The 21,278-nt window shown below is 48.4% G+C and carries 21 protein-coding genes and 1 pseudogene; 5 read left to right on the top strand and 17 right to left on the bottom strand.

Annotation, left to right across the window (positions count from 1 at the left end; genetic code table 11):
* Nucleotides 1-99 precede the first annotated feature (99 nt).
* The 14 genes from IE082_RS08425 to IE082_RS08490 all read right to left on the bottom strand — a co-directional run bounded on the left by IE082_RS08425 (nucleotide 100) and on the right by IE082_RS08490 (nucleotide 11,317).
* Nucleotides 100-666: a hypothetical protein gene (locus IE082_RS08425; RefSeq protein ID WP_189493481.1), complete on the bottom strand. Its 567-nt coding sequence runs from the start codon at nucleotides 664-666 to the stop codon at nucleotides 100-102.
* Complete coding sequence (gene rimI / locus IE082_RS08430; RefSeq protein ID WP_189493482.1) at nucleotides 666-1,121, bottom strand: ribosomal protein S18-alanine N-acetyltransferase; 456 nt, start codon at nucleotides 1,119-1,121, stop codon at nucleotides 666-668. The genes IE082_RS08425 and rimI overlap by 1 nt, the downstream gene beginning before the upstream one ends.
* The gene (gene tsaB, locus IE082_RS08435) at nucleotides 1,114-1,866 is read right to left on the bottom strand and encodes a tRNA (adenosine(37)-N6)-threonylcarbamoyltransferase complex dimerization subunit type 1 TsaB (RefSeq protein WP_189493483.1); all 753 of its coding nucleotides are present in this window, start codon (nucleotides 1,864-1,866) and stop codon (nucleotides 1,114-1,116) included. The genes rimI and tsaB overlap by 8 nt, the downstream gene beginning before the upstream one ends.
* The gene (gene ispF, locus IE082_RS08440) at nucleotides 1,866-2,360 is read right to left on the bottom strand and encodes a 2-C-methyl-D-erythritol 2,4-cyclodiphosphate synthase (RefSeq protein WP_189493484.1); all 495 of its coding nucleotides are present in this window, start codon (nucleotides 2,358-2,360) and stop codon (nucleotides 1,866-1,868) included. The genes tsaB and ispF overlap by 1 nt, the downstream gene beginning before the upstream one ends.
* An 86-nt stretch (nucleotides 2,361-2,446) precedes the next feature.
* Nucleotides 2,447-3,193, bottom strand: coding sequence for a 2-C-methyl-D-erythritol 4-phosphate cytidylyltransferase (gene ispD / locus IE082_RS08445; RefSeq protein ID WP_189493485.1), 747 nt, complete (start codon nucleotides 3,191-3,193; stop codon nucleotides 2,447-2,449).
* 17 nt (nucleotides 3,194-3,210) lie between these two features.
* Nucleotides 3,211-3,429, bottom strand: coding sequence for a DUF3820 family protein (locus tag IE082_RS08450; protein WP_189493486.1), 219 nt, complete (start codon nucleotides 3,427-3,429; stop codon nucleotides 3,211-3,213).
* A gap of 1 nt (nucleotide 3,430) precedes the next feature.
* Nucleotides 3,431-4,642: an MFS transporter gene (locus IE082_RS08455; RefSeq protein ID WP_229809788.1), complete on the bottom strand. Its 1,212-nt coding sequence runs from the start codon at nucleotides 4,640-4,642 to the stop codon at nucleotides 3,431-3,433.
* Nucleotides 4,643-4,755: 113 nt separating this feature from the next.
* On the bottom strand, nucleotides 4,756-5,700 hold the full coding sequence (locus IE082_RS08460; RefSeq protein ID WP_189493487.1) for an alpha/beta hydrolase: 945 nt from the start codon (nucleotides 5,698-5,700) through the stop codon (nucleotides 4,756-4,758).
* A 36-nt stretch (nucleotides 5,701-5,736) separates the two neighbouring features.
* Nucleotides 5,737-6,270, bottom strand: coding sequence for a DUF2059 domain-containing protein (locus IE082_RS08465; protein ID WP_229809789.1), 534 nt, complete (start codon nucleotides 6,268-6,270; stop codon nucleotides 5,737-5,739).
* A gap of 86 nt (nucleotides 6,271-6,356) precedes the next feature.
* Complete coding sequence (locus tag IE082_RS08470; RefSeq protein ID WP_189493488.1) at nucleotides 6,357-7,292, bottom strand: CysB family HTH-type transcriptional regulator; 936 nt, start codon at nucleotides 7,290-7,292, stop codon at nucleotides 6,357-6,359.
* A 24-nt stretch (nucleotides 7,293-7,316) separates the two neighbouring features.
* Nucleotides 7,317-8,387 (bottom strand): sulfate/molybdate ABC transporter ATP-binding protein, encoded by a 1,071-nt coding sequence (locus tag IE082_RS08475; RefSeq protein ID WP_189493489.1) that lies wholly within the window; start codon nucleotides 8,385-8,387, stop codon nucleotides 7,317-7,319.
* 18 nt (nucleotides 8,388-8,405) lie between these two features.
* Nucleotides 8,406-9,323 (bottom strand): sulfate ABC transporter permease subunit CysW, encoded by a 918-nt coding sequence (gene cysW, locus IE082_RS08480; RefSeq protein WP_189493490.1) that lies wholly within the window; start codon nucleotides 9,321-9,323, stop codon nucleotides 8,406-8,408.
* Nucleotides 9,320-10,162, bottom strand: coding sequence for a sulfate ABC transporter permease subunit CysT (gene cysT / locus IE082_RS08485; RefSeq protein WP_229809790.1), 843 nt, complete (start codon nucleotides 10,160-10,162; stop codon nucleotides 9,320-9,322). Before cysT ends, cysW begins: the two co-directional genes overlap by 4 nt.
* Before the next feature lie 87 nt (nucleotides 10,163-10,249).
* Nucleotides 10,250-11,317 carry a sulfate ABC transporter substrate-binding protein gene (locus IE082_RS08490; RefSeq protein WP_189493492.1) on the bottom strand — a complete coding sequence of 356 codons (1,068 nt, stop codon included), beginning with the start codon at nucleotides 11,315-11,317 and terminating at the stop codon, nucleotides 10,250-10,252.
* A 329-nt stretch (nucleotides 11,318-11,646) separates the two neighbouring features.
* Here IE082_RS08490 and IE082_RS08495 point away from each other — a divergent pair, with 329 nt between their 5' ends.
* The 5 genes and pseudogenes from IE082_RS08495 (at nucleotide 11,647) to IE082_RS08515 (ending at nucleotide 16,377) form a co-directional block, all read left to right on the top strand.
* Nucleotides 11,647-12,213 carry an NUDIX hydrolase gene (locus IE082_RS08495; RefSeq protein ID WP_189493493.1) on the top strand — a complete coding sequence of 189 codons (567 nt, stop codon included), beginning with the start codon at nucleotides 11,647-11,649 and terminating at the stop codon, nucleotides 12,211-12,213.
* Nucleotides 12,214-12,219: 6 nt separating this feature from the next.
* Nucleotides 12,220-12,984: a leucyl/phenylalanyl-tRNA--protein transferase gene (aat, locus tag IE082_RS08500; RefSeq protein WP_189493494.1), complete on the top strand. Its 765-nt coding sequence runs from the start codon at nucleotides 12,220-12,222 to the stop codon at nucleotides 12,982-12,984.
* The gene (locus IE082_RS08505) at nucleotides 12,981-13,718 is read left to right on the top strand and encodes an arginyltransferase (RefSeq protein WP_229809791.1); all 738 of its coding nucleotides are present in this window, start codon (nucleotides 12,981-12,983) and stop codon (nucleotides 13,716-13,718) included. The genes aat and IE082_RS08505 overlap by 4 nt, the downstream gene beginning before the upstream one ends.
* A gap of 4 nt (nucleotides 13,719-13,722) precedes the next feature.
* Nucleotides 13,723-14,760 (top strand): quinone-dependent dihydroorotate dehydrogenase, encoded by a 1,038-nt coding sequence (locus IE082_RS08510; RefSeq protein WP_189493495.1) that lies wholly within the window; start codon nucleotides 13,723-13,725, stop codon nucleotides 14,758-14,760.
* A 52-nt stretch (nucleotides 14,761-14,812) separates the two neighbouring features.
* Nucleotides 14,813-16,377: pseudogene (locus tag IE082_RS08515) on the top strand (AbgT family transporter).
* A 280-nt stretch (nucleotides 16,378-16,657) separates the two neighbouring features.
* Here the strand turns inward: IE082_RS08515 and IE082_RS08520 are convergent.
* From IE082_RS08520 to IE082_RS08530, 3 genes are all read right to left on the bottom strand, one after another.
* Nucleotides 16,658-17,713, bottom strand: a complete 1,056-nt coding sequence (locus tag IE082_RS08520; RefSeq protein WP_189493496.1) for an ABC transporter ATP-binding protein — start codon at nucleotides 17,711-17,713, stop codon at nucleotides 16,658-16,660.
* Nucleotides 17,714-17,729: 16 nt separating this feature from the next.
* Entirely contained in the window at nucleotides 17,730-19,928 is a 2,199-nt protein-coding gene (locus tag IE082_RS08525) for an ABC transporter permease (RefSeq protein ID WP_189493497.1), read from the bottom strand.
* A 146-nt stretch (nucleotides 19,929-20,074) separates the two neighbouring features.
* Complete coding sequence (locus IE082_RS08530; protein ID WP_373295088.1) at nucleotides 20,075-21,163, bottom strand: ABC transporter substrate-binding protein; 1,089 nt, start codon at nucleotides 21,161-21,163, stop codon at nucleotides 20,075-20,077.
* Nucleotides 21,164-21,278 lie beyond the last annotated feature (115 nt).

Consider the following 21,278-nt stretch of genomic DNA (forward strand, 5'->3'; position numbering starts at 1 on the left):
CCTGACCTAAAAAAACCGCAACCGAAAGGCTGCGGTTTTTTTATAATCAAACCATTTCGTTTAAATCACAACGATGAGTATCAAGCATTTTTGAGGAGGTCACGCTATTTTGGCTTTTTTTAATATTGCCCACGCATCACGCTTGCGCATCGGTTCAGAAAATAACTCGTTCAATGTGGGCAAACACCATGATTTAGCCGCATGCTCAAATAACGCATCACCCAAGAATAAAACCTTAACGGTTTCTGGCACTATAAATAATCCTGTGAGTGGTAAGGCTTGCACAATCAATCGAGGCCAAGAAGCCAGCCCCGTCTGCGCCACACTTTGCGCCAACTCATCCGCAGGATGGCTAAACACAACAGCTTTCGCATCAATCGCCTGCATCATACCCGCCAACAAATAGGCCTCAGCAGATATTAGAGGCTGGGCACCGATAACCCAGTAACTCGCCATTTCGATTTGCGGGGTCAGCGAGGTCTGGGGAATTGGTTGTTCTGTGACAAGCTTAACAGCTCTGTTGTGCATAGTACTGCTTGTGGGAATTTCAAGCGCAGCTGTCTTCATGAAAGGCTTATTTGCCTGCCAGCGCGTCACCCCCATCGCCTCCAACCAAGCCACATGGTGCTCTGGGTATGTCAGGATTGCTTCTGTTGATTCTGTCATCACATCAAGTCCAAACGATAAATCAGCGCGTGTTCACGCGGATTTTGGTAATAATTTTGTCGTTTACCCACTTGGATAAAGTTTAATTTTTGATACAGGGATTTTGCTGCCACATTGCCCTCGCGGACTTCTAAAAAACACGCCTTTACACTTGGCAATTGGCTCTGTAACTCAGTCAGCGCATATTTGATTAAAAGCGCACCAGCGCCCTGCCTTTGAATTTGTTTTGCGACACCGATGGTCAAGATTTCGACCTCATCAACCAATATTTGCAATACCACATAACCCACCACCTCATCGGCCTGCGCAACAAACCCACGGTATTGCCCACCCAAAAGCCCCGACAACCCCAAAATCTGTGCCTGTGACCATGGTGTCACATGTACCAATTCCTCCAACTGAGCAACAGCGGCTAAATCAGCCACCACCATCTCGCGCAAAACCAACTCACGCATGCTTGGCCGCCTCACGCTCAGCGATGGTCTGTGCAATTTTATCACGCACGTACAACGGTGCCACCAGATGTGGCGCTATCGCCTGACCTTGAGCGAACGCCATTTGTGCCAATGGCAGTAAATACAGTGCATTAGGCGCACTGTGATCAATCTCAGCCACAGTCACGCCCGTGCTTGACAGCCAGTTGGTCAATTCATCAAAAACCGAAAACGCGTTGCCCGCCAAAGTAAGCTCCTCTCCCAAAAGAGACAACTGATTGGGCAAATCTACTACATCGCACAAACTCGGCGCAGATATTTCACGATAAACAAAGTCAGCCGCCTCTACCTCAAACCGATAAACCGCCCAGTAAACCTGACTCATCCGTGCATCATTCGCCACGGCCACCGTCATTGCTGACACACCCTCAGCGCGTGCATCCCACGCAGCCCGAGCCAAAGCGAGTAGCGACGAGAGCGCAACCACAGTTTTCCCCGTTGCATAAGCCAATCCCTGTACCACCGCCACTCCCAAACGCACGCCGGTAAAACCACCTGGTCCAACGCCAACCGCAAACCCATCCACGTCCGCCAACGCCACACCCACACCGTCAAGCAAACGCCGAATCATCGGTAAAATATGCTCCGAATGGCTCTGCTCAGTCGCCACGTGCTCACTCAAAACACCCGCAGGTGTCTGCAAAGCCACAGAGCAATGACTGCTCGATGTGTCAATCGCTAAAATGGAAGCCAAATGGTTCGTCATCAAGCATCTTTCTTAAATAAAATCACAACCACTTCACAAGCAATTCCTTCAGAACGTCCCAAAAACCCCAATTTTTCGCAGGTTTTTGCTTTTACATTCACTTGGCTTAAGTCAGTCTGCAAATCCGCTGCGATGTTCTCGCGCATACCCATAATGTGCGGTGCCATTTTAGGGGCTTGTGCAATGATGGTCGCGTCTAAGTTACCCAATACATAACCCAGATCGCTCACCTTGACGAACGCAGCACGAAGTAATACCCGACTGTCTGTGCCTTTAAAACGCGCATCTGTGTCAGGGAAATGGGTGCCGATATCACCCAAAGCCAACGCCCCAAACAGCGCATCCGTCACCGCATGCAACAACACATCCGCATCCGAGTGTCCCAACAAGCCCTTCTCAAACGGAATCGTCACGCCACCAATAATCAAAGGTCGCTGCTCTACTAAAGCATGTACATCAAAGCCATGACCAATTCTAATATTTAATAAATTCATATGATTACAATTGAAACTTAAAGTAAAAAATCACGCCATTTTGCAGATATGAAACCATCAGCTACCATTCTTTATCATCACATTAATCACGTTTTGTGATGGTTTAACCAAAACTCAGCCAGCAAAAAATCTTCAGGATAAGTCACTTTCAAATTCGATGCGTGCCCCCCAACCAGCAACGGTGACACACCGAAGGACTCCATCACGCTGGCCTCGTCGGTCACCCAGTCTGAGTTTTCAGCATCGATTACATGACTCAAAGCCCTCAACAGAGCACCTAAACCAAACATCTGCGGCGTCTGCGCCAACCAAAGCTCATCTCGTTTCAATGTCTGACGGACTTGATACACATCTGGAGCAGCGTCCGATAATTGTTCAGCCAACTTCACCGTATCCACAACAGGCAAAGCCAATAAACCACCATCAGCCTGCGCCGCACAAACCCCATCGAACAATCGCTGAATCAACTCAGGGCGAATACACGGCCGCGCCGCGTCATGCACCATGACCCAGTGGTCTAAATTTTTTCCATAATCTTTCAAAAACTGTAAACCATTGCTCACAGAAATCGCTCGACTCGCCCCACCTACACGAGCGACCATCACACCAGCGGGCAAATGTGGAGCGACCAACTCATCAAACCATTCATCAGCGGACCCAATCACGACCAGAACATCCAACACACAGGGCGTCTGCGCAAATGCCGCGATGGTATGCACCAGCATCGGCAAACCGTTCAATGACTGATATTGCTTTGGTAAAGTACCGCCCGCACGAGAGCCTACACCAGCGGCACAAATCAACGCCATCGTTTTAAACGAAAAAGGCATCATAGAATTCACAGACAAACTCACAAAGACCTCTGTCTTAAAGGCTCTAAAAGAGCTTTGAGATTGTTGTGATCGAGCTCATATGCCAGTGCAATGAGCTGACCCAACTCGCCTTTTGGCAAACCCTCGCGTACAAACCACCCCAAATAATGCCCAGGTAAATCAGCAATCAGCCGACCTTTGTACTTACCAAAAGGCATGGTCTTTTGCACCAAATCATTGAGCATTTGAGGATTCATCTCACGCTGCCTTTAACACTTGAGGTTTGGGTAACTTCACCGTGAAACTTGCCAATGCCGCCAAAAGTGCCAAAGCCGCATCCGCCCACCACATCCAATTGTAACTCGACGTATATTGGATAGCCAAACCACCCAAATAAGCCCCAAGAAACGCGCCAATCTGATGCGAAAGCATCGTCATGCCAAACAATGTCGCTAAATTGCGCGGGCCAAACAACTGCCCCACCATACCAGCGGTCGGTGGCACAGTCGCGAGCCATGATGCACCCAAAACCGCCGAAAAGATATACCAAGTCCATTCAGTTTTGGACGCAAACACATAGGCGACAACCGCAATCGCACGAATTAAGTACAACCAGCCCAACACACGCGGCATAGATCGTGTTTGGCACAACTGCCCGACCACCAAGCTACCGACGATGTTAAAAGCGCCAATCACCGCCAATGATGTACCCGCCACGCTCGCAGGCAAACCGCAGATTGAAATCTCACCAGGCAAGTGCGTCACCAAAAACGCAATGTGAAACCCACATGTGAAAAAACCCAAATGCAGTAACTGGTAATTTGATGAATGACATGCTCGACCAAAACTAATGCGTTCAGATGGCGCAGCTTGGCGCATCCCAGCCTGAGCCGAACGACTGGTCACCCACGCCAACAATGGCAAGGACGCCAGAGCAATCAAGCCCAAACTCAAAGCAGCCGTTGCCCAGCCCCAAGCTGTGATCAAAAAGGACGTCAGCGGCGCAAAAATGAACTGCCCCATTGAACTGCCCGCATTAATCAAACCCGATGCAAAACCCCGTTTATTCTCAGGCACACGCTGTGCCGCAGCCCCCATCAAAACTGAGAAGCTCGCCAAACCAGAACCCACAGCAGCCAAAACACCAAAAGTAGCAAACACCCCGAAGCTGCCCTGCATCCAAGGTACAAGCATCATACCCGCAGCCAAGCAAGCCACACCAGTTGCCACCACAGTACGCGAACCAACACGTTCAGCCATCAAACCGCCCAAAGGCTGAGCAACGCCCCACATAAACTGACCAATCGCCATAGCCAAGCTAATCACACTAATCGACAATCCTGTACTGGCCACCAAAGGGGCAACAAACAAGCCCGATGATTGTCGAATCCCCATCGTCACCATCAAAATCACACAACTAACTATCACCAAGGGCATGTAATGGTTACTCGCTTGCTTGCTCACACTCATCAAAATCTCTCAAAAATAAAGCCGCAATCAAGCAGCAACCACCCCAAACCAAAAAATCAACCCCCGTAGCAACGGTATCCCACAAGAGGACGACTATTATACGAGCAAACTCACTAAATCACCCGCTGCATTGCGGCCACCATACCATCATGTAGCTCATGCGCCCGAGCAATCACGCCACCGAAATTTAAAAAGCCATGAATCACACCATCGTACTGCACCAATTCAGCGGGTGTGCCATCCTTACGCAGCTTTTCGGCGTACAGTCGGCCATCATCAGCCAAAGGGTCGTATTGGGCAATCGCAATCCACGCAGGCGCTAAGCCTGCGTGAGACTCTGCATACAAAGGAGCAAAACGATAGTCGTTTCGCTCCTCGTCACTGCTTAAATAATTCCCAAAAAACCAATCAATAATGGGTTTGGTCAACCGATACCCTGTCGCGTATTGAGTATAAGCAGATGTTTCACCAAACCCGCACGTTCCAGGATAAACCAGTAGTTGCGACAAGGGCTGAACCATACCCGCATCACGCGCCATCAGACAAGTCGCCGCGGTTAGCGTGCCACCCGCACTGTCGCCCCCGATGATGATTTTTTGTGCATCCAACCCATAATCAGCCGCATGAGACAACAGCCACTGATAGGCCGAGAAAGCATCCATCGCCGCCGTGGGAAACTTCGCTTCAGGCGCCAATCGGTATTCAACTGACAACACCACCACATCTGCCTTCGCGCACAGTGTGCGGCACACTGCATCATAACTGGCAATCGAACCAATCGTGAAACCACCACCATGGAACCACAAAAGCACAGGCAACGGACTCGCCCAACTCGTCTGATGCGGAAAATACAAACGCGCATTAAGCGATGCCCCTTGCCAACCATCAACATGGATGTCTTGCATCTCGTGAACAGGCAGAGGCTTAACGTCAATCACGGGCAAGTTTTTATCCACGAATGCTCTGGACAGTACCGCACCCATTTCTGGATAATCAGGCGCTTTCGCACGAGCCAGCCGATCGAGCAAGTCGGCCATATCTGAGTCAAGTGGCGGCATGAATAACTTTCTGGACAGAATTATTTGGATGATTAATTAGTTCACCAACTTGGTTTTAGACATTTCCTCAAGCAACTTGGGGGTGTTTTCAATGTACGTTTGAATCTTTTGGGTCAAATTAGGTGATTGAGTTTGCATTTTGTCTGTCATTTTAGTCATGGTTTTGACACCCACATCAGCTGATTTTTTCATGATGCTTTTTCCAATGTCGGTGCCATAGAAATCAGCCATGGCGGCCAACTCGTCCGCTGTAAACGACTCGATATAGACTTCTTTAAACAATTTCTCCATGCCTTGGTCTGACAAAGTATCACCAAACACTTCATTGACAATAAAGGTCACGTATTTTTGAAACTCAGGGCCGCTGGACATGTTTTTACTTATGCCCATCTGACCCATGATGGCAGGCATAATCTGCTCTTTCATATCAACCATCATCGACTTTAGATTCATACTTTGCTCTAAACGCACGTACTGGTTGGCTCGATTTTCTGGTGTATCATCCATCGCTGCAGCATTCAGCGAAAACCCAGCGGCAATCACCAACAGTATAGTTTTTAATGTTTTCATGATTTTCCTCACGTTTTTTGGTGGTAGGCAACCGCCGCATTATCCCACAGCATAGTCGGCTTGTGGCAATCACGCCCACATCGTATTTAGGTTTTTTCTTGAGACGGGTTAACCGATGCTCGCACAGTGCTTTCACTTAAGTTTTGATTACACAACTCAATAAACCTATAGGCAAACCCACGTAAAAAATGCCCTTGGCGCACGGCAATATAAGTGGTGTTTTCAGCAAATAAATGATTAGAATCAAGTAGCTTTAGACTATTGTCTTTTTCTGTGTTATAGGCCATAGATGCCAATATACCGATGCCCAAACCCAACTCAGCATAAGTTTTAATCACATCCGAGTCTAGGGCACTCATGACGATGTCTGGTGTTAAACCAGCTTTTTTGAATGTTTTATCGACCAAACCACGCCCTGTAAAACCTTCGTGGTAGGTCACGATTGGATATTGCGCAATGGCTTCGAGGGTAAGGGGTTCTATCGTTTGTAACGGATGATGATCAGGCACAAGCACCGCATGATGCCAATTGTAATACGGGAATGTCACTATCTCTGGCACGTGCGACACGCCCTCAGTGGCAACGCCAATGTCGGCACGACCATCGAGCAACATTTGTACAATTTCATCGGGGCTCCCCTGATGCAACTTTAAGTGCACCTTGGGAAAAGCCTGTTTGAATTGCGTCACCACAGACGGCAAAGCGTAACGTGACTGCGTGTGTGTTGTTGCTACAGTGAGTTGTCCTTCATCACGACGGGTGTATTGTTCTGCCAGATTCTTGATGTTTTTGGCATCAAGCAACATGCGCTCTACAATAACCAACAGCTCTTGCCCAGGCTCAGTCAAGCCGAGTAGACGTTTGCCTTTTCGCACAAATAACTCAACACCCAACTCATCCTCTAAATCTTTGATGTGTTTGGATACACCCGATTGCGAGGTAAATAACGCATTGGCCACTTCGGTGAGGTTGAAATGGCAGCGCACCGTTTCACGGACAATCCTCAGTTGTTGAAAATTCATACAGCCTCCATGATGTGATGCATATTATTCGACATGTTCAAACACCTTGAGACGTGAGGGTAGCAGAACAACTTCCTGCCCATCTTGCAACCCCTGTGCCAAAATCTGCTCACGAGTGGTTTCTACTTCAAAATGCTGCCCTGTTGCGCCATTCAAACCATCGAGCTCGACTTTGGCCGTCACACCAAACGCCAAAACCCGTGACACACGCGCCCGAATCCCTTGCTCATTGGTCAAGTCTGTGACAATTTGCAACTCATGTGGTCGCGCAAATGCCACCACCTGCGCACCATGCTCAAACTCATGCGGTTCATGTGGCAAAACTTCCTCACCCACATGCACATTGTCGCCCTCAACACGTCCATGAAACAGGTTCACCGAACCTAAAAAACCATACACAAATGGTGTCTGTGGATGACGATAAACTTCTTCTGGCGTGCCAATTTGCTCCACATGACCATGATTCATCAGGACCACTCTGTCTGCAACCTCCAGTGCTTCCTCCTGGTCGTGCGTGACAAAGATCGACGTGATGTGCAAATCATCGTGCAAACGACGCAACCAGCGGCGCAGCTCTTTGCGAACTTTCGCATCCAGCGCGCCAAATGGCTCGTCCAATAATAACACGCGCGGCTCAACCGCTAACGCACGCGCTAAAGCAATGCGCTGCCGTTGGCCACCCGATAGCTGGGTGGGCAAGCGGTCAGCCAGCCAATCAAGCTGCACCAGATTAAGCAACTCATGGACTTTTTCTTTGATTTGCTTTTCAGAGGCTCGCTCAGCTCTCGGCTTCATGCGCATACCAAAAGCGACGTTGTCAAACACCGTCATGTGGCGAAATAACGCGTAGTGTTGAAAGACAAAACCCACTTGACGCTCGCGCACGTGGGTGTCGGATGCATCCTCACCCTCCAACAAAACCTGCCCTGAGTCTGGCGAATCCAAACCTGCAATGATACGCAACAATGTGGTTTTGCCGCAGCCCGAAGGCCCGAGCAATGCCACCAACTCACCAGTTGGGAAATCGAGAGAAATATCGTCCAAGGCGGTGAATTCGCCGTAACGTTTTTGGATGTTTTTAACTTGAATACTCATATTGCACTTTCTAAACGATTAATGGCTCGAAACATGATGGATGGGCGTCGTGATATTTTCCATCGGCACATCGTCACTGACAGAATGCACACGTGATTCGACATACGTTTTAATCACCAAGGTCAGTAATGCCAACACTGCCAACAATGACGCGACGGCAAAAGCAGCCGCAAAATGGTACTCTGAGTACAAAATTTCCACATGCAATGGCAACGTATTGGTCTGTCCACGAATATGACCCGACACCACCGACACCGCACCAAATTCGCCCATTGCACGCGCATTACACAAAATCACACCGTACAACAGTCCCCACTTGATATTCGGTAAAGTCACATGCCAAAACGTCTGCCAACCGCTGGCGCCGAGCACGATGGCCGCCTCTTCCTCCTCTTTGCCCTGCGCTTGCATCAATGGAATCAACTCACGCGCCACAAACGGGAAGGTCACAAACACCGTCGCCAAAACAATTCCCGGCACCGCAAAAATCACTTTGATGCCATGTGCGATTAACCATGGCCCAAACCAACCCTGTGCGCCAAAAATCAGCACATAAATTAAACCTGCGACCACAGGCGAGACCGAAAAAGGCAAATCAATCAATGTGGTTAACAAATATTTACCACGAAACTCAAATTTTGCAATCGCCCATGCCGCCGCCACACCAAAAACCAAATTGAGTGGTACCGAAATCGCCGCAGCCAACAAGGTCAATTTCAATGCAGACAGAGTACCAGCATCAATCAATGCATTGAAATAGACGTCTACGCCTTTGCGCAACCCTTCAGCAAACACCGCAATCAAGGGCAGCAGTAAAAAGAATGCAAAAAAAGCCAAACCCAAGGTTAAAATCACCCGCCGCACCACAGACGACTCGCGAGTCGCGGAGCGTTGCTCGTATAGCGTCAAAGAAGGTTTAAATACTGAAGCACTCATACGCGTACCCTCCCCGTCGCACGACTTGCCCGTGCCTGCAAGCCATTAATCACCAACAACAACACAAAAGAAATCAATAACATCACCAAGGCAATCGCCGTCGCACCGTTGTAATCGTATTGCTCCAACTTACTGATAATCATCAAAGGCGTGATTTCTGACACCATCGGAATATTGCCCGCAATAAAAATCACCGAACCATACTCACCCACCGCACGAGCAAAAGCCAAAGCAAACCCTGTCAACAAAGCAGGCAACAACATGGGCAACGTCACATGACGAAATGTCAACCAACGACTTGCACCCAAACTCGCGGCCGCCTCCTCCAACTCAAGTTCTAAATCTTCTAAAATCGGTTGTACCGTGCGCACCACAAACGGCACACCGATAAACACCAATGCAATCAGAATACCCAATGGCGTAAAAGCCACCTTAATGCCCAAAGGCTCTAAAAATTGCCCAATCCAACCATCTTTTGAGTACAGTGTCGCCAAAGTAATCCCAGTAACCGCGGTCGGCAAAGCAAAAGGCAAATCTACCAATGCATCGACAATTTTTTTACCGGGGAACGAATAACGCACCAGAGACCAAGCCAGCATCAAGCCAAATACCATGTTAATCAAAGCGGCAATTAGCGATGCCCCAAACGACAATTTATAAGTCGCCACCACCCGTGGGTCGGTCACTGTCTGCCAAAAAGGCGTCCAACCCGCACTCGCGGTTTGAATAAATATCGCTGACAATGGAATCAAAACAATCAGTGATAAATAGAACACGGTGTACCCCAGAGTCAGCTTAAACCCTGGCAACACCTGTATTTGCTTACGAACTTTACTCAAAATGTGCTCCAATATAACTGCAGCTCCCAGCTGAAATGACATTCTCCATACACAGGGAGTGCGTTAATTAATAAACAAGTTTTTAAATCAAGGCTTTTTCTCAGCAGCAGTTGCTGCTTGCCCAGAACCATAGATTTTGTCAAATGTACCGCCGTCGCTGAAGTGAGTCGCTTGCGCTTTATCCCAACCACCAAACTTTTCATCAATCGTAAACAACTGAATTTTTGGGAATCGTGCGATATCAGCAGGATCTGCCAACTCAGGCTTGATAGGACGATAAAAATGCTTAGCGGCTAGTTTTTGTCCGACTGGTGAATACAAATACGCCAAATATGCTTTGGCCAAATCTTCTGTTCCATGCTTTTTCGCGTAACTGTCGACAACCGTGACGGGCGGCTCAGTGAGAATCGATACAGGCGGTGTCACAATCTCAAACTTGTCGTTACCAAACTCTTTGAGTGTCAGATATGCTTCGTTCTCCCAAGTAATCAACACGTCTCCGACACCATTCTTCGCAAATGTCGTTGTGGAACCGCGCGCACCCGAGTCGAGTACAGGCACATTTTTATACAGTTGACTGACGAACTCTGTGACTTTGGCTGGGTCTTTATTAAATTTATCTTCAGCAAAACCCCATGCAGCAAGGTAATTCCAGCGTGCTCCGCCACTGGTTTTGGGATTGGGTGTAATGACCTGCACGCCTGTTTTAACCAAGTCATCCCAGTTTGCAATGCCTTTTGGGTTACCTTTGCGCACCACAAATACCATTGTTGAGGTGTAAGGTGAGCTATTGTGCTCCAAGCGCTGCTGCCAATCAGCCGCAATCAAACCTTTTTTAGCAATACTGTTGATGTCATAGGCCAAAGATTGCGTCGCCACATCTGCCTCTAACCCGTCGATAATCGAGCGTGTTTGCTTACCGCCACCACCATGAGATTGCTCAATAGTGACGGTTTCACCTGTTTTTTCTTTCCAGTATTTGGCAAACTCAACGTTGTAGTCTGCATATAACTCTCGCGTTGGGTCATAAGAGACGTTCAGAATTTTGCGCTCTTTAGCACCTGCGCTTTTTCCACCGTCACTGCCGCCACCGCACGCGACAAGTGTTGCGGCAGCAGTTATCAAAGCAGTGGTTTTAAGGATTGTAAATGTCATGGGGTTCTCCAAAAGTTGACTCAGTGACAATATGTCATGAGCGGATTTTAGAGAGAACGAGTTATAAACAAAACCAATTAAAAATGGATTAGTTATTCATTTTATAGAAATAGCTAAATCAAACCCGTAAGCTGCTATGTTTTGCTAACCATGTCCTCAAATCGACTGAAATAGGTTTTTGATTACCCTTAATATCAATTGAGCCATAGCCCGACAGAAATAATTAATAGCAATTTTTTTAAATATTTTCATAATTTTTTTGAGGTTTTGCTAGTAGATAACCGCTGTACTGTCCCACAGTATAATCGGCTTGTGGCACAATCACGCCCATGACAGCACACTCACTTTCACCCACCGTTTTGTTTTGTACCCAATGTGGCACGCGCGTTGAACACATCATTCCACCCGATGACAGCCGAATTCGGGCGGTTTGCCCTGCTTGCCACACCATTCATTATGACAATCCCAAAGTGGTGGTTGGAACCATCCCCGTCATGGGCAATCAAGTTTTGCTGTGCCAACGTGCGATTGAACCAGGCTTGGGCTTGTGGACATTACCTGCTGGTTTTATGGAAAATGGCGAGTCATTGGCGCAAGGTGCGGCACGAGAAACGCTTGAAGAAGCCTGCGCACCCGTTGAGTTGATTGAGCCTGTTTACAGCCTTGTCGATATTCCACACATTGGCCAGATTCATGTATTTTTCCGCGCCAATTTAATGGGTGAATACGCGGCAGGTGAAGAAACTTTGGCAGTCAAGCTGTTTGAATTAAACGAGATTCCGTGGGATGAGGTTGCCTTTAACAGCGTTAAAATGGCGCTACACCACTACATTGCTGATGTGGGCACAGGCGCATTTAAAACCCACCACCACGTGCGTGTCTTGCCCGGCGAATAAATCGTTATGCCCTCTCGTATTCCCTTTATTTACCATCCCAGCGAGTTCCCGACGCATTTGGCCATTTTGAATGACGCGCCACACTTTGAAGATGTCTACGGCATCAGTCTGCACATTGATGCAGCTTGGGTACGCACAGCTTATATGCGCGGCTTGTTTCCGTGGTATTCAGAGGGACAGCCAGTTTTATGGCACAGCCCCAATCCCCGTATGGTGCTGCCACTTGAGGACTTCAGATGCGCCCACTCGCTTAAAAAACGTTTAAAGCAATGGGCACGCCAACCCAACTCCCCCATGCGCATCACACTCAACCAAGACTTTGAAGGCGTGATTGACCGCTGCGCCAACACACGCCGCGTTGATCAAAGTGGCACATGGATTACCAACGAGCTTAAGGCTGCCTATATTGAGCTACACCGCCGACAAGAAGCCTTAAGCGTTGAAGTCTGGCGTGATGATGAGCTGGTTGCTGGGCTTTATGGCGTACTGATTGGCAAAATGTTTTTTGGTGAATCCATGTTCACCACCATCACCGATGGATCAAAAGCCGCTTTGGCGTGCTGGGTGAATGTGCTTGCGTCTGAAGGTGGTCAATTGATTGATTGTCAGCAAGTCACTCAACACCTGACCAATTTGGGCGGAGCGCCCATTTCACGCGAGGCGTTTTTTGCGGCCAGTAGTCAGCTGATGCAACAACCACCAGTGGATTGGGCTACAATGAGCAACATGAGCAATCTTTTGGATGCCTATAAAAATCGGGCCACATTGTGAAACGCGACCATCAAAATCTCACTGAGTTACAGCTGTATCAAACCGCAGAGTACCCATGCAGCTACCTGCCAAACACCCGCGCCACCTCCCAGATGGTAGCACCCATGGATGCCATCAACACGCACAACTACAGTGAGTTGATTCACCACGGGTTTCGCCGCAGTGGATTTTATGTCTATCGACCACACTGCCCAAGCTGCCAAGCTTGCCAACCACTGCGCATTGTCGCCAAGGCATTTCAACCGAACCGCAGCCAGCGTCGCGCCGAAAAACGTTGGTCACATTTATATACCCAGATTCACGAACTGGAGTTCAATCCAGAACATTTCGCGCTTTATCAACGCTACCAAAAATCCCGTCACCCTGATGGAGACATGGCCAAGGACGACGCTGCTCAGTATCGTCAATTTTTACTGAAAAGCCATGTTGACAGCTTCTTGGTCGAGTTCCGTGATGAGCAGCGCGCCTTAGTCATGGTCAGCCTCATTGACCGCGTCGCTGATGGTTTGTCAGCGGTATACACGTTTTATGACACTGACATTGAGTACAGTGGTTTAGGCACGTTCAACATTCTTTGGCAAATTCAAATCGCCCAGCGACTGAACCTGCCGTATGTTTACCTCGGTTATTGGATTAAGGACTCATCCAAAATGGCCTACAAAGCAAACTTCTCAGCAGGCCAAATCCTGATTGATGGCCAATGGCAACCCTTTTTAAAAACGCAGACCCCTTAAATCTATGTACGCACTTCTTCGACCACTGTTGTTCACCCTCGATGCCGAAAAATCCCACCATTTGGCTTTCTCACTGGCTCACAAAGCATTTAGGCTCGGTTTACTACCTAAGCTAAATCACGTGACTAAACCACACACCGTGATAGGCTTGACATTTCCCAATCGCGTCGGCTTGGCAGCTGGGTTGGACAAAAATGGGGAACACATAGACGTACTCGCCCAGCTTGGTTTTGGCTTTATCGAAATTGGCACGGTGACGCCACGCCCACAATCGGGTAACCCGCAGCCGCGCTTGTTTCGACTGCCGCAAGCGAATGCCATCATCAATCGTATGGGTTTCAACAACCTCGGTGTCGACAACTTGATTGAAAACGTCAAGCGCAGCCAATTTGTCAAGAACGGCGGCATCATCGGCATCAACATCGGCAAAAATGCCGATACACCGATTGAACACGCTGTCAAGGACTACCTCATCGGCTTATCTAAAGTCTACGCGCACGCCAGCTACATCGCCGTCAACATCTCATCACCAAACACCAAAAACCTGCGCGACTTACAAAGCGAAGACGCATTAGACAACCTACTGTCTCAACTCAAAGAATCTCAACTGCAATTGGCCGACAAATACCAAAAATACGTGCCAATGACACTAAAAATCGCACCAGATATCGACAGCGAACAACTCACAATCATCGCTGAACTACTCAAAAGGCACAAAATCGATGGTGTCATCGCCACCAACACGACGCTCGATAAAGCCAGCGTCACTCACCTACCCCATGGTGACGAGACAGGTGGCTTAAGCGGTACACCCGTGCGCGACAAATCCACACAAATCATCAAAGCCCTATCGGATGAATTAAGCAGCGAAGTCCCCATCATCGGCGTCGGCGGCATCAGCAGTGGTGCAGATGCACAGGCAAAAATAAACGCAGGAGCTGATTTGATACAAGTCTACAGCGGCTTGATTTATCAAGGGCCATCGTTGGTTGGACAGTGTGTCCAAGCACTGACACCTTTAGAACAAAGTCACGGAATTTGAAACAAAACCACCATCATGAACATTAAAGCCAATCTCAGAAAGGGACAAAGATATGACCAAACCAAAAACCAATGAGCTGACTCATCACAAGACAGGACGTTTTCTAAACGCCGTCGAGAAGGTAGGAAATAAACTCCCTGACCCTGCTATATTATTTGCCCTGCTTATGGTTACTGTTTGGGTCATCTCGTGGATACTGTCAGGCGTGAGTTTCGCAGAGTTGGATCCACGCACGGGTAAAGCTATTGAGATTAAAAACTTACTCTCTGGCGCAGCTTTTACTGAGTTCACTGGTAAAATTGTCACCACCTTTGTGAATTTCCCCCCTCTGGGCGTGGTTCTGGTAGCTATGCTGGGTTTGGGCATTGCCGAGTACAGCGGCTTTTTGGGTGCTGCCATCCGCTCAGCTTTGTCCATCACCCCAAAAAAATTACTCACACCTGCCGTAGTCTTAATCGGTGCAGCCAGCAGTGTGGCCATTGATGCGGGCTATGTGTTGGTCATTCCACTGGGCGGTGTAATTTTTATGCTGCTGGTCGTCATCCATTGGCGGGCATTGCAGCAGCTTTTGCTGGGGTATCAGGTGGCTTTTCTGCAACGATTGTACCTGGTAGTTTAGATCCATTGCTCGCAGGTCTAACCCAAGCATCAGCTCGTTTGGCGGCTGATCCAGGTGCAGCCTCAATAGTGATTAACCCATTAAACAACTATATTTTCACGACAGCATCGACCCTCTTGTTGACTTTAGTTGGCTGGTTTATCACTGATCGAGTGATTGAGCCACGTTTACGCACTCGCCAAATAGACGCCGACATCACAGACTTACCACGTTTAGAAGCACTTAGCAGCAAAGAGCGCAAAGGTTTGATTTGGGCCGTGGTTTCAATGCTGGCGATTACCATTGCCATTGCATTGTGGTTATTGCCAGAGACTTCTCCATGGCGCAGTGAAAAAGGGGCCTTGACATCAGGTGATGCACCATTGATGAAATCGATTGTGCCCATTATTTTTGTTGTGTTTTTATTGCCCGGCCTAATTTATGGCTTTATCACTGGTTCGCTCTGCAGCCATCGTGATGCAGTCAAAGGTTTGACCCATTCAATGAATGGCATGTCGTACTATTTGGTCATGATTTTTTTCTGCTCACTGTTTGTTTATGCGTTTGCTCAATCAAACATTGGTTCATTATTGGCGCTCAAAGGTGCGACTTTGCTTAAAGAGTGGCAATTGCCACAAGGCCTGACACTCGTTGGTATTGTCCTGGTAACCGCATTTTTAAACTTACTGATTGGGTCAGCCTCTGCGAAATGGGCATTAATTGGTGCTGTCATGGTACCGATGCTCATGCAGTTGGGCATTTCACCAGACTTGACCCAAGCTGCCTATCGTGTTGGTGATTCGTCAACAAACATCATCACACCACTCATGCCTTACTTCACATTGGTGGTTGTGTATTGCCAAAAATACTTGAAATCAACAGGAATTGGTACACTGGTGTCCATCATGCTGCCTTATTCATTGGCATTTTTGGTCACATGGACGTTGTTCTTGTTTGTTTTTTGGTTTTTCGATATTCCTTTGGGTGTTGGTTCAAGCTATGCTTATCCAGCCTCATAAGATAATCAAACAATAAAATTTGGGGCAAAATAAAATCCGCGGCTTGTAAAAACTGCACAAAACGACCATCTTGCGCATCCAGCCTATGATGAGCGAAAGTAACGAATAAACAAGCTTTTGTATTGAAGCCACCATTGAGGCAAGTTTTGAGCATTATCGCGATTTTTTTCGATAAGCACTTTTAAAAATTTCGGTACGCCCAAAAGGTCCCAATAGAAAATCGCCACTAAAGTAATTAAGTGGCGATTTTCTATTGGGAAAAAGTCGAATCAGAGCCGCATTACTGGCTTTTTGGAATTTCCGAAATCAAACTCACGCCATACGGTGCAAGCGCAACACCAACCTCGTCACCCGAACGGTACGGCATCAAGACATCAGCACTGATGGCAAACATATTGCCCACACTGGTATCAAGCTCAATCTCCCACATCATGCCGAGGTAAGTGGCTTTTTTAACCGTGGCTTTGAGCGTATTCGGCTCACCAATCGCTTTAATCACAATCGCTTCAGGGCGCACGGCGACTTGGGTAGCGTCATTCTTTGCACCTGTCGCGTGGGCCAGGGGCAAGCCGCCCAAATGGTAGCCTTGTGCATTTTTCTCAACGGGCAGTAAATTCGCTTCACCCATAAAACCTGCGACGAACTCGCTGTTTGGCTGTTGATACAGCTCTTGCGGCGTGCCCTGCTGCGCAATCACACCGACGTTCATGACGATGATTTGATCAGATACCGCCAAGGCTTCGTTTTGGTCGTGCGTCACATAAACCGCAGTAATGCCCAAACGCTGCTGCAATGCGCGAATTTCTTCACGCATTTGGCGGCGCAAACGCGCGTCGAGATTGGATAACGGCTCATCGAACAACAGAACCGACGGCTCCATCACCAAGGCACGCGCCAAGGCGACGCGTTGCTGCTGCCCGCCCGACAGCTCGGATGGCCAGCGATGCCCCAAGTGCCCTAAGCCGACTTGCTCCAAGGCTTCAAGCCCTCGCTCTTGCGCGGCTTTTTTCTTTAGACCTTGATTGAGCAAACCATAGGCGACGTTGTCAATCACCTTCATGTGGGGAAACAACGCGTAACTTTGGAACATCATACTGACGTTACGCGCCAATGGCGGCAAGAGCGTGACATCTTGGTCGCCAATCCAAATTTGACCTTCCGATGGTTGCTCCAAGCCCGCAATCATACGTAGCGTGGTGGTTTTACCGCAACCCGACGGTCCTAACAATGTAACCAATGAACCCGCTTCGACCTTGAAGCTGATGTTTTTAACCACTTCGGTATCACCATAGCGTTTGATGACGTTTTTGAATTCAATTACAGCTGCTTTTTTCATGTTCAAACCTTTGATATTATTGACCGTTAGAGCGACGACCGAGTTTGGCGTCACCGACAAATTTTTGTACCCCCAAAAGCACCACCAGCATCAACACAATCAACACTGAGCAATACGCCAAAGCCTCGCCATATGCACCATTGCCGACGCGCTCAATGATGAATGTGGTCGCCAAGTGGTACTCGGCATTGACCAAGAAAATCACCGCAGTAATCGTCGTCACCGCACGGACAAAACCATACGACAGCGACGTGATAATCGCGGGACGCAACAACGGGAACGTAACCCGTCGCAATGTGCCCAAAGTGGTTGAGCCGAGCATCAATGAGGCTTCGTCTAAACTCTTATCAATCTGCTTGAACGATGCCAAGCCCGCGCGAACGGATACAGGTAAGTTACGGAAAATAAAGCTCAAGACAATAATTGCCGCAGTGCCCGTCAATTCAAACGGTGGTAAATTAAACGCCATGATGTAGCTCACACCGAGCACCGTACCGGGAATCGCAAAGGTAATCAGATTGGCAAACTCAAAGCTGTCGCGCCCTTTAAACTCAGTACGTGCCAAGACATATGAGGTCAAAATCCCAATCAATGCGGTAATCGGTGCAGCAATCAAAGCGAGCTTCATCGTCGTCCACAATGAGCTCCATGCCGTACCAGACCAGATAATGCCCGCCACGCCTGATTCAATCCCAAAGGCTTTTTTGAAATGCACGAGCGATGGCGTATAGTCCAAGCCCCAGTTCTGCACCAAACCACCAATGAGCGCAAAGGCATACAGCGCAATCGTCAACGCCAACCATGGCAAAGCAATCGCCAAACCCGCACGCTTCACACCCTTCGGCAATGCCATCGGAATACCCGAATCGCCCTTACCACCGACAGTGACATAGTTTTTCTTACCGACCACGCTGTGTTGAATATAAAACGCGAGCATTGCGAGCAACAAAAGAATAAACGACAAGCCCGCCGCGCGACCTGGGTCAAGCGTTGCACCGACAATCGCGAAATAAATTTCAGTAGAAAATACTTTGTAGTTTTCACCCAGCAAAATCGGGTTGCCAAAGTCAGCAATACTCTCAACAAAGCCAATCAAAAACGAATTACCCAACGCAGGCAACAACAGCGGGAACGTCACCGTCCAAAACGTGCGGCGATTATCCGAACCCAAGGTTTGCGCAGCTTCCTCTAAACTCGGTGCCAATGCTTGCACTGCGCCACGAATAATCATGTACGCCACAGGCGTGAAGGCAAACGTCTGCGCTAAGACCACACCATCCAAACCATAAATCCAACGCCCCAAAGTCACGCCAAACGTACCTTCAATGAGCTGAGTCAAAATGCCTTGACGACCGAATAACAGCAATAAGCCTAAACCCAAGACAAACGGTGGCGTAATCACAGGTAATAATGCCATTGCACGCAACCACGGCGGATTGTATTGGCCAAAAAAACCACGTCGCTCGCCGAGCAATGCAAAAATCAAACCGAGCACCGTCGTCGTGATGCCGCAAATGGTTGCTAAAAATAAAGTATTCCAAAACACACCGCAACTATCAGATGAATACACACAGGCCAACGACCACACATCGCGCTCAGTCATCCGAGCCATCCACGTCGCGCTGCTCAAATGGCGCACGCCCGCTTCATCGACATAAAACATATTAAGAATCGACTTACCTACAGGCCAGCCGACAAAAATCAGCAGCATTGCCGCAATGCACACAACCAAAGTTGCCACCAAAGCATCGCCTTTAAAGTAGCCCAGTTCAGCAATCGCTACCCCAATCAACGCAAACATCGACCACAGATAGACATAAGCACCCAAGCCCATGCCAAACTGCCGCCATTGACTCGCACCCGGCAAATGCTCCAACCCCAGCGATGCACCAGTTAAACCAATGGCAAAGCCAGAGTAGATAAAAGACAAACTACCGAGAATGCCAAAAACCAAAGCGATCCGCCCACGCAAAACGCCACGTGGCATAAAGCCCACACCGATAACGACAGCAGCCAAAACCATAAATGGTACCAACCAAGGGTTATTCAGAGTAGCCATGTGCGCCAATGCGGTGGCAAAGTCAGGTGCATACCAAAGCGACCAGAGCCCTTTCCAAGCGTTGGTGTTGCTCGGCATATACCAAGGCAAAATCAGCATGGACAACAACATGACCAAGCCAATATTTCGGACATAATGAGAAGTGGATTTGTTCATAAGAATCTTCTAAGCCAATGGCTTATCAACATCATCAATCATTCACAGATTGGCCAAATAGCCAGTCAATGGGCAATCAGCAAGTAACAAAAAACCCGTTATAGGCGGGTTTTTTGTCATTAACGCTAAACTACTGGTTTAAACGTTTATTTCTTCGCTGCTTCGGCAGGTGCTGCTGCTTTAGCATCGGCTGGTTTCGCGTCAGTTGCTGGTGCATCCTTAACCAAACTACCGATTTCGTCTGACCAACGTGCAATCAAACGTTTACGTTCAACTTCTGCGCCGTATTTTTTCAAGTCATATTTAATGAGTTTGACTTTGGTCGGATCTGGTGCACCTGCTGGAACGGCTGCTTTGGTGTTCGATGGTGTGTGAAATTGTTTCACTGTTGCGCCGACAGCTTGCCCCTCAGGTGACAATGCCCAGTCAACGAATTTTTTCGCAGCGTCCATGTTACGTGCGCCTTTGACGATAGAAATACCACCCACTTCGTAACCAGTGCCTTCGCATGGCACAATAGTTTCGAGCTTAAAGCCGGCTTGTTGCTCCGTGACCGCGTCTTGCAAGAAGCTCACCGACACGCCTGTTTCACCACGTGCGACCGCTTTAATTGGTGCAGTACCTGATTTGGTATATTGGCTGACGTTGCCGTGCAAAGACTTCAAATAGGCAAATGCTTTATCTTCACCCATCAACTGCACCAACGTGGCAATCGCCACATAGGCTGTACCCGATGAGTTTGGATTGGCGATTTGTACTTCGCCTTTGTACTCTGGTTTGCTCAAGTCAGCCCAGCACCCAGGTGCCTTGGCATTTTTCTTGGTCAAAAGCTCTGAATTCGCGCCAAAGCCCAAAACGCCCATGTACACACCGTGGGTTTTATTGCCCGTGATGGTCGCGATTTCTTGCGCCCATGGGTGCAACTCAGCATTGGCGGGTGAGTCATACGCTTCAGTCAGATTACGCTCAGCGGCAGCAATGTGTGGGTCACCTGTACCACCGTACCACACGTCGGTTTTTGGGTTGGCCGACTCAGCATTGAGTTGCGCGAGTGACTCACCAGAGCCTTTTTGTGTGATGGCAACTTTAACGCCGGTCTTTTTCTCAAAAGCCACCGCTGCAGCATTGCACCAGTCGGCTTGCACACTACACAAAACATTGAGTTGAGCAGCAGAGTCAGTGGTTGCTGCCGCACCACCCGCGGTTTCTGGTTTGCCGCCGCAAGCAGCGAGCATGGCAGTGGATAAGGCCAGCATCATATATTTTTTATACATTCTTACATCTCCAAATTCGATTGTGGTTTACTTGTGCGATAACAACGCTTCTACAGTTGTGCGCGCATTATGCATG

The organism is Formosimonas limnophila, assembly GCF_014652675.1.
Taxonomy (GTDB): Bacteria; Pseudomonadota; Gammaproteobacteria; order Burkholderiales; family Burkholderiaceae; genus Hydromonas; species Hydromonas limnophila.